Below are 14,851 nucleotides of genomic sequence, written 5' to 3' on the forward strand. Positions count from 1 at the left end.
TATCGTCGCATTGTCAGGCAATAGCCGGATAAATGTCGCGTAAATGTATCAGTTTAGCAGAAAATTGGAGGTCTGGGATCTAATTTCAAGGCATAGCTACTAATTTGATAATTTGAGGACGATTTGAGATGATGGCTAATTTGTCAAGACTATTGTGGCTCCTACCAATGGTGACTATTACGGCTGCGGTAAGTTCTGATGCGATCGCGATCGCCTCTACGGGGACTATAGCAGAAAATGCGATCGCTCAAGGGCGGATCAGGGCTCCTTTTTTTGAGGAAACCCAAGACCCTGGGTTTACCAACACTTTTCTTAGGGATGCTTTGGGGGGTGTTGCTAACCCATTAGAGAGTAGTAATGGTAGTAGCGCAGCAGAAACCATTACCACAGGATCTGATTCCCTACAGACCATACAAAACAACTTTAACAGGAGTAGGGGAGACTTGAATGGAGGTCCATCTCCCCGTAATGGTCGTTCTATAGTGACTCCAGATAATGGCAGAATACCGACAGGTAGAGGTATTTTTCGGTCTTTACCCCCTTCTGGTCGCTAAGAAAGAATTAATTAATAATTGGGGAGAAACCCGGTTTCTTCGAGAAACCGGGTTTCTTGACCTGTGGGGGAGAAACCCGATATTGTAGGGTGCGTCAGACCCCGATACTTAGGAATTCCAGAGATGATTAATGCTGACGCACCTTCTAGGGGAAAGGTGGTGCATCAGATGAACAAAATTTGCCGTTCACCCGATAGGTTATCCCTCTGACTCACCCTACGAATGAGTGATAATGATTAATTACCAATGGTAGCATCGAAAAATTTTTCGCCCCTACTGGTGGGTGAGGGCGGGTTTATTGGTATTGTCGGTGGGAACTGACGATTGACAGTAGAACCCGCCCCTACATGGTGTTTAATTCAATTATCCATTGTCCAAAAAAGTCATCAAAAACAAATCTAATTCCTTGGTCGCCGATGTCAGTTAACAGCGCCTCGGCTGCTTGTTGCACCCCAGGTGAACTATTCTCTGATTGATTTTGAGGAAACCAAGAATCTGTCTGTCCAGGGAAAGAACCTCCCCATATCAGTGTCAGGTCTGGGAAAGAACCTCCAACTAAATCTTCGCCTCTGAGCTGTAAATCAAGACTTCCATCGCTGTAGCGACGAGTTTCTTGATTGTCTGTATCAATGACTGTATCAATCAGATTAGCATCCCACTGACCAGTTAAATCGGAAATCAAATAACCGTTACCAGTTAGTGCATCTCTAAAGTTAGAAAATCCAGTTATTTCTCCGGTTCCCTGTAAAGATCCTTCTAACTTCTCGTCTGTGTCTGGATCATTGTCTGGTGCTAGTGTCGGAATAAAAGGAATAGTCCCACCAGTCAAAGTCTCTTCGCCGTTGGGTGGTTCGAGAGTATCTTCTCCGGGTACGCCAATTAAGAGGATATCATCAATAGATAATCGGGGATTACCGATAAATGTGGCGACGGTTACAGGGGGTTGTGTTCCTGAACCGTCGGGGTCATAGATAAGGTTTCCGGTCTGTAATTCATAGGCGAGAATGGGACTGCTAATGGTGTCGAGGTTATCGGGATTAAATTCTCCGGTTTCGAGGAAAATAAATTGTTCAGGACTCAGGCTATTTTCGGGGGTAGTACCTCTGGTGAAGCCGAATTGATCACTGTCAAATAGAAGGCGATCGCTTCCGGGGGTAAAATCAACAATTAGGTCAACTCCTAAATTAATTTGATTGGGAGATAGATAAGCAAAGGTATCGCTTCCTTCACCACCGACGAGGGTATCATCCCCAGCACCACCAATTAAACAATCATTACCTAGATTACCAAATAGGGAGTCATCACCATCAGAACCAATGAGGGTATCATCACCTGCATTACCATCAATGGCAGTAAGAATATTAACATTAACCGGAACTCTAATTAGATTTCCTTCGGAGTCGATCGCTTCATAACTAAAACTGCCAATATTTCCGCCGGGGAGGGTGGGAATAAACTCGGCGGCTGTACCACCTTCTAGGATATTAACATTTCCGCCGATTAAATCGGTGATGGTATTTATCACGGCTATGCGTTCATTATCAGAAGCGGGAATGGTGACGGGAACGCCAACAAAATCGATGGTATCGTTAGCAGCGATCGCATCATTTCCGGGAGTACCATTAATTAAAGCGAAGGCGGTGATATTTCTAGTATCTTCATCTGTAGGATCATCATCATCACCATCATCTAGGGTATCGTCTCCGGCTGTACCAATCAAGATGATATCATTAACAGATAGGGGAGGGTTGCCTTGTAAATTAGCAATAATTTCGGGGGGTTGTGTTCCTGAACCGTCGGGGTCATAGAGCAGGTTTCCGGTCTGTAATTCATAGGCGAGAATGGGACTATTTATGAGGCTGAGATTATCTTGATAAGTTCCGGTTTCCACGAGAACCAATTGTTGAGGACTCAGGATATTTTCCGGGGTAGTACCTATTTGAATAAAGCCGAATTCCTCACGGTCAAATAGAAGGCGATCGCTTCCGGGGGTAAAGTCCAAAATCAAATCAGTTCCGGTGGTGATTTGACTGCGGGAAATATAGGCAAAAACATCATTGCCAGCACCTCCGAATAGGGTATCATTTCCGGCATTTCCAAACAGGGTATCATCCCCATCATCTCCTGATAGGAAATCATCACCCTTTCCGCCATAGAGAATATCATTATCAGCACCTCCATATAGCAGGTCATTTCCCGGACCGCCAAAGAGGATATCATCACCACTACCACCAAAGACGATATCATCACCACTATCTCCTAAGAGGGTATCATCGCCTGCTTCTCCGAATAAGCAATCATTACCCGCGCCGCCATAGAGGAGATCTGGTCCTGAACTTCCAATCAGAACATCATCGCCACCTAAGCCGTTAATACGGGTGACGGGAAGAATATCGATAAATACATTAGCACTATCTTCGGTGTTGCCATCACTGGCGGTATAGGTAAAGCTGGCTTGGGTTCCCCCAGGCAATGTGGGGGTAAATCTGACAATGGTATCATTATTAAGTAAGGTTACGACCCCGCCTGTGATGTTGCTGACGCTGCTGATAAATAAACCTGTCTCGGGACTATCATTGTCTAAAACTGGAATTTCGACGGGATTAAAGGGTGCAAAAATGGTATCATCGGAGTCGGTTCCGTCTATTTCCTGGGGAGTGGCGGCGCGAACTTCCCTGGCGATGATGTTGACGGTTTCGGGGCGAGTCAATGAAACCGGATCAACTAGGATAATATCATTGGGGGATAAATTGGGGATGCTGCCATCTTCTGATTGTAACTGCGCGATCGCTATAGGTGGAGAGGTTCCCAAGCCGTCTATATCGTATTCCAGAAGTCCGGTAATGGTATCGTAAAGCAGAATCGGGATTTCTGTATTTTCGGGTAGGGATTCTCGATTGGTGGTAAACTGTTCGGGGTTGAGGGTTTGGGTCTCGGTATTGAGAGCGGATAAACCAAAACCACCTTCCTCTAGGGATTGGCTTTTCAAAACTAGGCGATCGCTATTTGGTGTAAAGTTTAATATGCGATCGGGTTGTGTACCTCTGTCATTAGGGGACAGGTAGACTAAGGTATCATTCCCTGTACCAGCCGTGAGGGTGTTTACGCCTGCACCACCTTCTAGCCAATTATTCCCCCCGCCACCAGATAAGCAATCATTCCCCTCCCCACCAAATAGGGAATCATTACCAATACCCCCCAACAGGGTATCATTACCCGCGCCACCGTCAAGGATATTATCTCCTGACCCGGCTTGTAGGAGGTCGTCCCCTAAACCGCCAAAGAGGGTATCATCACCAGGACCCCCTAAGAGGGTATCGTTACCACTTCCCCCCAAGATAGAGTCGTTTCCGGTCCCCCCGTCAAGGGTTTGGTCGAATTGGTCTCCCACTAGGGTATCATTTCCGCCTCTCCCTTGTATGGCTGTTACTGGCTGAAAACTAATGGTTGCGGTAGCGGTAGCAAATTGGTTATGGCGATCGCGCAATGTATAATCAAAGCTACCAGAACCGCCAAGGGAGGTTGTATCGGGGATAAATTCTACTCCGACTCCCCCAGGGAGAATGGTAGCACTCCCGTTACTGACATTCTCAATACTAGTGATGGCTTTTTCATCCCTAATAAAATCTGGCGGGAGGGGGATAGTTAATCTGGGTTCTGCGGCTTGGAGAAAATCATTATTTTCTGTACCGACAACTAAGCTGGGGGTTTTTTCATTAATCGGGTCAGCGACGAGGGTGGTAAAATAGGAGATTCTAATATTGTCTATGGCTAATTCTGTGGCTTCGGAACCAATGGCAATAATTCCGGTGTTCCGAGGGAGGGTGGTACTAAAGCGCCGAAATTCGTTAAATGTTTCTCCTGGGGTGGCTAATAAAACGTCAGTCCCTAGAGAATTGCCTTCTCGGTCAAATAGTTCGACGGTATGTTCTCGATTTGGGGAGGTGTAGTGAAAGGAAAAGTTACCCCCTCCTATGCTTAATGGTGATAAATTTCTGAGGTCAATGGTAATGCGATCGCCTGTCACTAATTCATTGACTTCTATCTCTTCGGCATCTTCGGCATCTTCGGCATCTTCCGTGTTTACAATAGGTTCGGAATATGAGACAACTGTAGTTCCAGGGGGGGAAGTTCTGGTGGCATCAAATAAGCCTTCTCCCCCTTCATCGACACTCACCAAAGCTATGGCGTTGGGGGAAAATCTCACCCCATCGATTGTGCCAATGGGTGCAAAGTTGCGAGTTTGGAAATCTTCAAAGTCAAAAAATAGTTCCCGCATTTTATTGGCTTAAAAAAATATATATGTTGGCTGATAATTAACCTAAGTTAACCCCTGGCGGATTACCTTATCACATTTAACCGACTTTGGCAAGGGCTCCACCTCAAGATTAAGTTAATTGGTTGACAGAAAGAGTTATTTCAATTATAATTAAGAGGCATATAATAGGCAGCAGTTTTATCAATACCACGCTTCGTGGTGAAAGACTATGGCAAGCAACTCATCATATACCCTGACCGAATTAGAAAGCGCGATTATTAGAGAGCCGTTATTAGTAACAGTAGAAACAACGGCGAGGGAAGCGATCGCGCTGATGAGTGAAAGTCGCGCCAGTTGTAGTATATCATCAAAAGCCAGTGTTCTATTAGAGGAAGTTTATGGAGAGGCGCGTTCCAGTTGCGTCTTGGTAGTAGAAGGGGAGCAATTAGTAGGTATTCTGACTCAGGGAGATATCATCCGACTTTGTACAGAAAAAAGACCCTTAGAGCAGTTATTGGTAGGGGAAGTCATGACCGCCTCAGTATTAAGCTGGAGGGAGTCAGAATTGAGCGACTTTTTTGAAGTGATTGATTTGCTGAGGAAAAATCAAATCTGTCACCTACCGCTAGTGGATGATAGCGATCGCCTAGTAGGGTTAATAACCCATGAAACTCTGCGTTATATTAGCCACCCCATAGACCTGCTGAGATTACGAACGGTAGAAGAGGTAATGACAACAGAGGTTATTTGTGCTAGTCCTGAGAGTAACCTGCTAGAAATTGCCTGTTTAATGACACAATACCGGGTCAATTGTGTAGTTTTAGTAGAAACCGATTTCGTGAACAATTCAACGGCTGTCAATGTTCCGGTCGGTATCCTGACCGAGGGAGATATTGTCAAGTTTAATACCTTCTGCTTAGACCTAGAAAACTATAGCAGTAAACAGTTAATGAGTACCCCAGTGTTCTCGGTCGCCACCAATGAGAATCTGTGGAGAATTCATGAGTTGATGTCATCCCAATATATCCGGCGAGTTGTAGTCACAGGTTCCCATGGTGAACTCTTAGGGATAGTGACCCAAACCAGTATGCTCAAAGTGCTAAATCCTCTGGAACTGTATAAAATGACGGAGATTTTAGAGGGTCGTATATCGGAGTTAGAATTAGAAAAAATTAGGATTTTAGAAACTCAGGCGAAACAACTAGATGAACAGGTCAAAAAACGGACTTTAGAACTAGAACAGGCGCACCACAGAGAACAACTGGTATTTGAGATTACCAACCGGATTAGGTCTTGGTTAAATTTACCGGAAATCCTGGAGGAAACGGTTAAACAAGTCCGGATTTTGTTAAATTGTGATCGGGTAGTAATCTACCAATTCAACCCAGATTTGAGCGGTGATATCGTAGCGGAATCAGTAATGGAACCCTATACATCCTGCTTAGATAAAAATATTAAAGATACCTGTTTTCAGGACAACCCATCAATGTATCAAGACGGAAAGATTTTCGTAGCACCAGATATTGATCAGGTGGGATTAAGTGAATGTCATTTATCTCTGCTCAAACAATTTGAAGTCCGAGCAGATTTAGTAGTTCCAATTGTTTTATCTAACCATGAAGCGGAAAGCCAATCTAAGAGTTTGTGGGGTTTATTTGCGATTCATCAATGTAGTAATACGCGGCTGTGGTTATCAGAAGAAATCCAGATAGTCCAACAGTTGGCGCTACAGGTAGCGATCGCTATTCAACAAGCGATCGCCTACGATGACCTACAAAGGGAACTACAGGAACGCCAACAAATTCAAACCTGTTTACAAGAAACAGAAGAACGTTATGCGACTCTGACAGATTTAATCCCGGTGGGAGTTTTTCGGACGGATAAGGAGGGTGATTGTATCTATGTCAATGAGGAATATTGTCAGATGACGGGACGTATTCCTGGGGAAACAATTGGTTTATCTTGGCAAATTTCTGTGCATCCTGAAGATAGCGATCGCATTAATGAAGCCTGGAAACAGACTCAAGTAAATCATCACCCATTTAAGGAAGAATATCGTTTAGAAGCCGGGGAAAATCAGTTGTGGGTGTTTGGTCAAATTGTCCCGGAATTTAGTGTAGAAGAAACAGTAAATGGCTATGTGGGTACTATTACAGATATTAGCGAACAGAAAGCGGCACTTTGTGAACGGGAAAAAGCGGAAACCGCATTACAAGATCTTAATCAATCTTTAGAAGCGACGGTCAAACAGCGAACCCAGGAACTTTCTCACCTTAGCGATCGCCTACAATTAGCGATTAAGTCAGCCCAAATGGGAATTTGGGATTGGGATATTTCTCAGAATCATCTAACCTGGGATGATCAGATGTATAAAATTTATGGAGTCTCACCTTTAGAGTGTCCCCAGACAGTGGAATTATGGAAAAACTCCCTACACCCAGAAGACGCTGAATTAACTCAGGCAATTTTACAGGAAAGTCTGCGAGGGGAAAGGGAATTTAATCCAGAATTTCGGATTGTACGTCCTGACGGTTCTATAGTTTTTATTAAAGCAAATGCTCTAATTATTCGCAACCCCGAAGGAGAACCTCAAAGGATGATCGGTACTAATGTTGATATTACCGAGAGTAAACAAGCCGAGTCCGACCGCCAACAATTACTAAGGGAGTTATCCGATCTAAAGTTAGCCATAGACCATTCAGCGATCGTAGCTGTTACTGATGCGAGTGGAGTGATTACCTACGTCAATAATCGCTTCTGTGAAATTTCCGGTTATTCCTCGGAAGAATTAATCGGTAAAAGCCATCGTATCGTTAACTCAAGATGCCATCCCCCTGGTTTTTTCGCGAATTTATGGCGGACTATTTCTAGTGGTAAAGTTTGGCATGGAGAAATTTGTAATCGCTCTAAAAATGGTTCTATTTACTGGACTGAAAGTACCATTGTCCCTTTTTTAAATTCCCATAAAAAAGTCTCTCAATATTTAGCTATTCGCTTTGATATCACCGCTCGCAAACAGGCGGAAGCTAGGCTATTAGACTATTCCCATGAGATTGAGGACTTATATAATAAAGCACCCTGTGGCTATCATTCCCTCGATGCTGAGGGTCGCTATGTCAAAGTTAATGATACGGAACTGCAATGGTTAGGATACTCTCGTGAACAATTACTTGGGAGACGTTTAGCAGATTTTCTCACCCCGGACAGTCGAGAGATATTTGAGAGTAATTTTGAGTTATTTAAACAGCAAGGATATCTCAAAGATATGTTGCTGGAGATGATTAGTAGTAATGGTCACGTTTTCCCGGTACTCTTGAATTATAGCGCCGTTTATAATCCCCAAGGTGAATATCTTTATAGTCGTTCAACTTTGTTTGATATTACCGACCTAAAATCAGCGCAAATAGCCTTAGAAAAAAACCACAACCTTCTACAGTCAATTACCCTCGCACAATCCCAGTTTATTACATCGGAAAATCGCCTAACTATTTTTGATGGTTTACTTAGCAGCTTGCTAACTTTAACTGATAGTGAATATGGCTTTATTGGCGAGGTAATGTTCCGAGATAATGGGGGAGCAACCATGGAAGAAACTTTCCTAAAAATTCGGGGAGTTCCTTATCTAAAAACCCATAGCATAAGTAATGTGGCTTGGGATGAAGCCACGGAGAAATTTTATCAAGAAAACCATGAAGAAGGCATGGAATTTGATAATATGAATACCTTATTTGGGGCGGTAATTATGACCGGGAAACCTGTTATAGCTAACAGTCCTAGCAGTGACCCACGCCGGGGAGGGACTCCTAATGGTCATCCCCCTTTAAATAGTTTTTTGGGGTTGCCATTTTTTAGCAGTTCGACTCTCGTGGGAATAGTGGGAATTGCCAATAAACCAGGTGGCTATCATGAGGAAATGATTGATTATTTACAAGCCTTTTTAGTTACCTGTGGCAATTTAATTGAAGGGTATCGTTTACACCGGAAAAGAAATGAGGCGGAAGAGGCTAAGAAAGCCGCTGAACAGGAAATTGCTAAACAGTTGGCGAGTATTGAAGCTGCGGGGGATGGTATTGCTATTGTTCAGGATGATTTGTATCAGTATGTAAATCACGCTCATTTGGTCATGTTTGGTTATTCTGAACCTGAAGATTTAGTCGGTCATAGTTGGAGAAAAATCTATTCTCCTACAGAAATTCAACGCTTTGAAAATGAGGTTTTCCCGATTGTAATGCGCGATCGCTACTGGACTGGAGAAGCGATCGCCACTCGTCAAGACGGGACGAGTTTTGCGGAAGAATTATCTCTGACCCTAACGGAAGATAACCTGTTAATTTGTGTCTGTCGAGATATTAGCGATCGCCGAGAAACCGAAGCCAAACTGCGCCAGACTAATCAGGAATTGATGCGCGCTACCCGTCTGAAAGATGAGTTTCTCGCCAATATGAGTCATGAACTACGCACCCCCCTTAATGCTATTTTAGGAATGACTGAGGGTATGCAAGAAGAGGTATTTGGTACTTTAGGCGATCGGCAAAAACAAGCATTACAAACTATTGAACGCAGCGCCAGTCATCTCCTGGAATTAATTAACGATATTTTAGATCTGGCTAAAATTGAAGCCGGGGAAATGAAACTAGACCTTAATTATACTTCGATTCGCCCCCTGTGTCAATCTAGTATAGCTTTTATTAAGCAGCAAGCCTTTAAAAAAGGGATTTCCATTAATGTACAAATTCCCCAAGCCTTACCAGACTTATATATTGATGAACGCCGCCTGCGTCAAGTGTTAATTAACCTCCTCAATAACGCGGTTAAATTCACCCCATCCCGAGGTAAAATTAGCCTGGAAGTTAAGTTACAGCCACCCCCGATAGACAGCGATAAATCCCGAGTCCGTTTTGCTGTGATTGATACGGGAATTGGTATTAATGAAGAACAATTATCAAAACTGTTTAAACCCTTTACTCAAATTGATAGCGCTCTCAATCGTCAATATGAGGGAACAGGTTTAGGATTATCCCTAGTTAAACGCATTGTCGAAATGCACGGAGGTACTGTTAATGTGATTAGTAAAGTGGGGTCAGGAAGTCAGTTTATTTTTGAGATTCCTTGTGATGATATCTTAATCGGAACTAACACCCCCCATCTATCATCTAATACCTCGGATTTCCTGACGAAAACTGAAGATGTGGCTCAAGTTTCTCCCCTGATTTTAATTGCTGAAGATAACGAAGCTAATATCATGAGTTTGTCGAGTTATTTGGGTGCTAAAGGCTACCGTTTAATTATTGCTAAGGACGGTCAACAGGCGATTGATTTAGCACAATCAGAATCTCCTAATTTAATTCTGATGGATATTCAAATGCCGGGAATAGATGGCTTAGAAGCAATTAACCGTATCCGCCAAATCCCCACCATGACCCAAGTGCCAATTATTGCCTTAACCGCCTTGGCTATGACAGGCGATCGCGAAAAATGCCTAGAAGCTGGCGCAAATGATTATGTAGCCAAACCCGTTAAATTAAAACAACTCAACGCCAAAATTCAGGAAATTTTAGACTTATAATTGGAGACTTATAATTGATGCAGCATTCAGGAATATGAAACTATTGTGTTTAAGTAATGGTCACGGGGAAGATATCATCGCTGTCAGAATACTGCAACATCTGCGAACACCAGTTAATAACCTAGCCGCTTTACCCTTAGTAGGGGAAGGAAAAGCCTACCAGCAATTACCGGATATTCCGATTATTGGGAGAGTCCAAAAAATGCCTTCTGGGGGATTTATTTATATGGACAGTTCCCAACTCCTGGGAGATTTGAAAGGGGGGTTATTACAGTTATTATATTCCCAGGTGCAGACCGTCCGCCAGTGGGGGAAAGAGGGGGGATTTATTTTGGCGGTGGGGGATATTGTCCCCCTATTTTTAGCCTGGTTAAGTGGTGCAGAATATGCTTTTGTGGGGACGGCGAAATCTGAATATTATTTGCGGGATGAAAACGGACAGTTATCTCGCCAGTCCTGGTGGCAAAAATGGGAGGGGTGGTCAGGTTCCGTATATTTACCCTGGGAACGTTGGTTAATGACTCATCCCCGTTGTCGGGTGGTGTTTCCCCGCGATAGACTGACCACGGAAACTCTGCAAAGGTGGTCAATTCCGGCTGTTGATTTGGGTAATCCTATGATGGATAATTTGGAACCTGGGGGAATTATTGCGCCGTCGCCACCGGGTGTGTTAAACTTGACTTTATTGCCGGGTTCTCGTAGTCCAGAGGCTTATGAGAATTGGCGGTTAATTCTAGCAGCAGTATCGCAGCTAAAAATATCACCCCTCCGGTGTTTGGCTGCGATCGCACCTAGTTTAGATTTAGACCCCTTCGGTTCGGTTCTGAAGGCGACCGGGTGGGTTCCAGTTGATGGTCATACCAGCAAGGAACAACAATTGTTTCAGCGCGACCAAATGACTATGCTGCTGACCCGTGAGGGGTTTAATGATTGTCTCCACCTAGGCGATATGGCGATCGCTATGGCGGGGACGGCTACCGAACAGTTTGTCGGTCTGGGAAAACCTGCGATCGCTATTCCCGGAAAAGGTCCGCAATTTACACCAGCCTTTGCTGAGGCACAAAGTCGCCTACTCGGTCCGTCACTAATTCTTGCCGAAAATCCCCAAGCAGTGGCAGGAGTGGTGCGATCGCTTCTACAGGACTCCCCACAACTAGCCACTATTGCCGCTAATGGTCGCCGCCGTCTCGGTGAAGCCGGGGCAGGCGATCATATTGCTGACTATCTCATATCACAAATTTTCCCAAATGTCAAGGGTTAGCCATGACGTTTTTGATGCCACTGCCAGCCATGGCTAATGATATCGTGAATTTGGGAATATTGAGGATTCCAGCCCAAGATTTCCTGGGCTTTTTCGCTAGTTCCCACCAAACTGGGGGGGTCTCCGGGGCGGCGATCGCATTCTACCGTTTTAATCTCTCGTCCCGTGATTTCCCTAGCGCTTTCAATCACTTCTTGAACCGAGAAACCCTTACCATTTCCGAGGTTAAAAAACTCAGTTTTCCCCCCCGACAATAGATATTGTAACCCCAAAACGTGAGCATCTGCCAAATCACTAACATGGATATAATCGCGGATACAAGTACCGTCAGGAGTCGGATAATCAGTTCCAAAAATAGAGATATGATCTCGTTTTCCTAGGGCTGTAAATAGGGTGAGGGGGATTAAATGAGTTTCCGGGTCGTGGTCCTCTCCCAGTAATCCATCAGGGTCAGCGCCAGCAGCATTAAAATAGCGAAAACTGACCGATCGCAAATTATAAGCCGTGTCAAAATCCGCCAAAATTCGTTCAACCATTAGCTTACTCGCGCCATAGGGACTAATGGGATTTTGGGGGTGGTTTTCAGGAATCGGAATAATTTGGGGAACCCCGTAGGTCGCACAGGTAGAAGAAAACACAAACTTATCAATTCCCGCCGAGTTCATCGCCCCCAAAAGTGTGAGAGTTCCCACCACATTATTACGATAATATTTCTCAGGATTAGTTACCGACTCTCCCACATAAGCATAGGCGGCGAAGTGCATCACCGCGTCAATTTTCCGGCTAGAAAATAGCTGATCCAATAAAAGGCGATCGTTAGTATCTCCCTGGATTAATTCCACCTTCAGCACATCTTCCACCAATTCTTGATGTCCGTAAACCAAATTATCAAGAACTATCGGATTATAACCCGCCCGTTGCAAAGCCAAAACCCCATGGGAACCGATATAACCAGCCCCTCCCGTAACCAAGACATTTACCTGATTTTCAGACACTTTCAAACATCCTTTAATTGTCAATCTTCTAGGACTCGTGACGAAACATCAACCGCCTTAACGTCAATAGTTCCCGGTGGAGTCAGACGGGTAAAACGTCCCTGTTCAATTTGAATAGGCTCACCACAATTCGGACATTGACATTGAGTCTGATTTAGGGCTATAAACTCATGGGAACAGACCGGACAGGAATCTTCAATCAAATTCCGGTTTAGCCACCACCGCGCCCCAAACACTAAAATAATGGGGGTGATGACAGCCAGACCAATCAGAATCAGAATCGAGTTGACTAGCCAGCCCAAACCAACTGAGGCTAACAAACCCATGATTCCTATAACCACGATCCAATTGCCAATTCCTGACCAGTTAAATTGTAGGGTTGGTCGTTCCTGGTTCACAAAATCATCTCCTTGAGAGTTCAGGGCCTCTATTGACCATCAATGCAGCCTCACCCCATTGTAACACCAGAGCCGATTATTTGGTCAAAATAATTAATTGCTCAATGACATGAATCAAGCCATTTTCTGTCTGAATATCGGCATCCATACTATGGGACCCTTCAACTGTGATAGTCTCCGAACCCACCTCCACCGGAATCGACAAATTTTCCTGAGTTGCCAAATATCTATATATTAACTCCTCCGAGGTGATGGCATCACTGTCATCTCCATCATACCTCATAATCCTAATTAACTGTTCGATATTATTACCTTTGAGGAGGTTTTCTAAAACCGTCCTGGGAAGTTTAGAAAAGGCTTCATCTGTGGGGGCTAAGATAGTAAATACACCCTCTTGGCGGAGAACATCCATTAATCCCGTCAGTCTTAAAACCGTGGCTAGGGTACTAAAACGGCCATCATTTAGCAGTAAATTCATCACATTTTGATTAACCGCCCGTCTGACGCGATCGCTTGGAAATTGGGCAAATTCCGCCCGCTGGTCTGATTCCCAGCCCAACTGCAATTCTGGGGAACTTTCTGCGATCGCCCTCCCAGTTCCCACCGACATACTGAGAATCATTCCCATTCCCAGAGACACAGCAATTTTACCCAGATAATTCGTACCACTAAAGATAGCCATGTTTTTTCACTCCCCAATGAAGCTGATAGTTGATTAATCCATCCTAGTCATAATTACCACAATTATTTCCCCGGTCAGGGATAATCGTCTACACCCTCCCCCAAAAATCTCCACGATTAGCGGAAATATCATAATTATAGCCCATTACCCGCCATAGTCAACCCATCATCATTAACCTGGCTGCAAGTCAACGTTAAGGTGTCGCTATTAACATTCCTAATCGTTGCATTAGTCATCACATCAAGGAAATTATCAACCGGAACAAAATCGCAGTTATTAACGTCCGTCCCCAGAGTCTGTCAGGTAGGGCGAGTTGATTAATCAAGTCGTGAGGATGAGAATTAGCAGCAGAACCCGCCCCGACAATTAATAATTAATAATTAATAATTAATAATTGAGGATGATAATTGCCAGCAGAAACCGTCCCGAAAATTATTAATATAGGCTGTATTATCTTTCATCATCAAGATAGCTAGATTCCAAAGTTTCCTCTAAACTAAAGGGTGACTCCTTTGGCAAAAAATTTAACTTAATCCCTGTTTCATCCGACGCTTTTATACGTGCTTTTTGATAACAATCTTTAAATACTTCTGTAAGTAGAGGTTTCAAGCTGGGACTGTCTTCTAACAAACCTTCAATACAAATCCGTTGTTCTGTAATGGTGCTGCGCCAACTCTCACTGCGTTTTGTGGGTTGATAGTGCCATTTTAATAAGTGCATTAACAACACAATTAAACGGCTTTTTAATTCCCGTTTTTCATTTCTTCCCATACTTTCAATTTCTTCAATCAAATTGGCGACATCAACTTGAGTAAATTGATTTTCTTTTAACTGTTCAGCCGTGATTTGTGTCCAGAGGTAAAAATCTTCCTCATATAAATTATTTGGTGTTTTCATAGAATACCCATATCCTTGGCGATCGCTCAACCCGCCTAGAAGTTTATCAAACCATAAACCACATTCCGAAGCCGCTTTCTGGTGAGGGCGGGCGGGTTTATTAATCAAGTCGTGAGGACGAGAATTGCCAGCAGAACCCGCCCCGACAATTATTAATTATTAATTGTTAATTATTAATTATTAATTGAGGACGAGAATTGCCAGCAGAACCCGCCCCGACAATTATTAATTATTAATTGT

The 14,851-nt window shown here is 43.8% G+C and carries 8 protein-coding genes; 3 read left to right on the plus strand and 5 right to left on the minus strand.

Annotated elements, in window-relative coordinates; all coding sequences use genetic code 11:
* Positions 1–128 precede the first annotated feature (128 nt).
* Positions 129–554 (plus strand): hypothetical protein, encoded by a 426-nt coding sequence (locus P5683_RS14680; RefSeq protein ID WP_315640318.1) that lies wholly within the window; start codon positions 129–131, stop codon positions 552–554.
* 343 nt (positions 555–897) lie between these two features.
* Here P5683_RS14680 and P5683_RS14685 read toward each other — a convergent pair whose 3' ends face one another.
* Positions 898–4,833 (minus strand): calcium-binding protein, encoded by a 3,936-nt coding sequence (locus P5683_RS14685; RefSeq protein ID WP_315640319.1) that lies wholly within the window; start codon positions 4,831–4,833, stop codon positions 898–900.
* A gap of 208 nt (positions 4,834–5,041) precedes the next feature.
* Between P5683_RS14685 and P5683_RS14690 the strand changes: the two genes are divergently transcribed.
* Positions 5,042–10,378, plus strand: a complete 5,337-nt coding sequence (locus P5683_RS14690; RefSeq protein ID WP_315640320.1) for a PAS domain S-box protein — start codon at positions 5,042–5,044, stop codon at positions 10,376–10,378.
* 34 nt (positions 10,379–10,412) lie between these two features.
* Positions 10,413–11,639, plus strand: coding sequence for a lipid-A-disaccharide synthase-related protein (locus tag P5683_RS14695; RefSeq protein ID WP_006621050.1), 1,227 nt, complete (start codon positions 10,413–10,415; stop codon positions 11,637–11,639).
* Here P5683_RS14695 and galE read toward each other — a convergent pair.
* The 4 genes from galE to P5683_RS14715 all read right to left on the minus strand — a co-directional run bounded on the left by galE (position 11,636) and on the right by P5683_RS14715 (position 14,719).
* The gene (gene galE / locus P5683_RS14700; RefSeq protein ID WP_006616977.1) at positions 11,636–12,634 is read right to left on the minus strand and encodes a UDP-glucose 4-epimerase GalE; all 999 of its coding nucleotides are present in this window, start codon (positions 12,632–12,634) and stop codon (positions 11,636–11,638) included. The two genes, P5683_RS14695 and galE, sit on opposite strands and share 4 nt — an antisense overlap.
* Before the next feature lie 20 nt (positions 12,635–12,654).
* Positions 12,655–13,032: a hypothetical protein gene (locus P5683_RS14705; RefSeq protein WP_006616978.1), complete on the minus strand. Its 378-nt coding sequence runs from the start codon at positions 13,030–13,032 to the stop codon at positions 12,655–12,657.
* A 76-nt stretch (positions 13,033–13,108) separates the two neighbouring features.
* Complete coding sequence (locus P5683_RS14710; RefSeq protein WP_315640321.1) at positions 13,109–13,714, minus strand: fasciclin domain-containing protein; 606 nt, start codon at positions 13,712–13,714, stop codon at positions 13,109–13,111.
* A 450-nt stretch (positions 13,715–14,164) separates the two neighbouring features.
* Positions 14,165–14,719: a DUF29 domain-containing protein gene (locus P5683_RS14715; RefSeq protein ID WP_006621053.1), complete on the minus strand. Its 555-nt coding sequence runs from the start codon at positions 14,717–14,719 to the stop codon at positions 14,165–14,167.
* Positions 14,720–14,851 lie beyond the last annotated feature (132 nt).

It is taken from the genome of Limnospira sp. PMC 1279.21 (assembly GCF_032349615.1).
Taxonomy (GTDB): Bacteria; Cyanobacteriota; Cyanobacteriia; order Cyanobacteriales; family Microcoleaceae; genus Limnospira; species Limnospira fusiformis.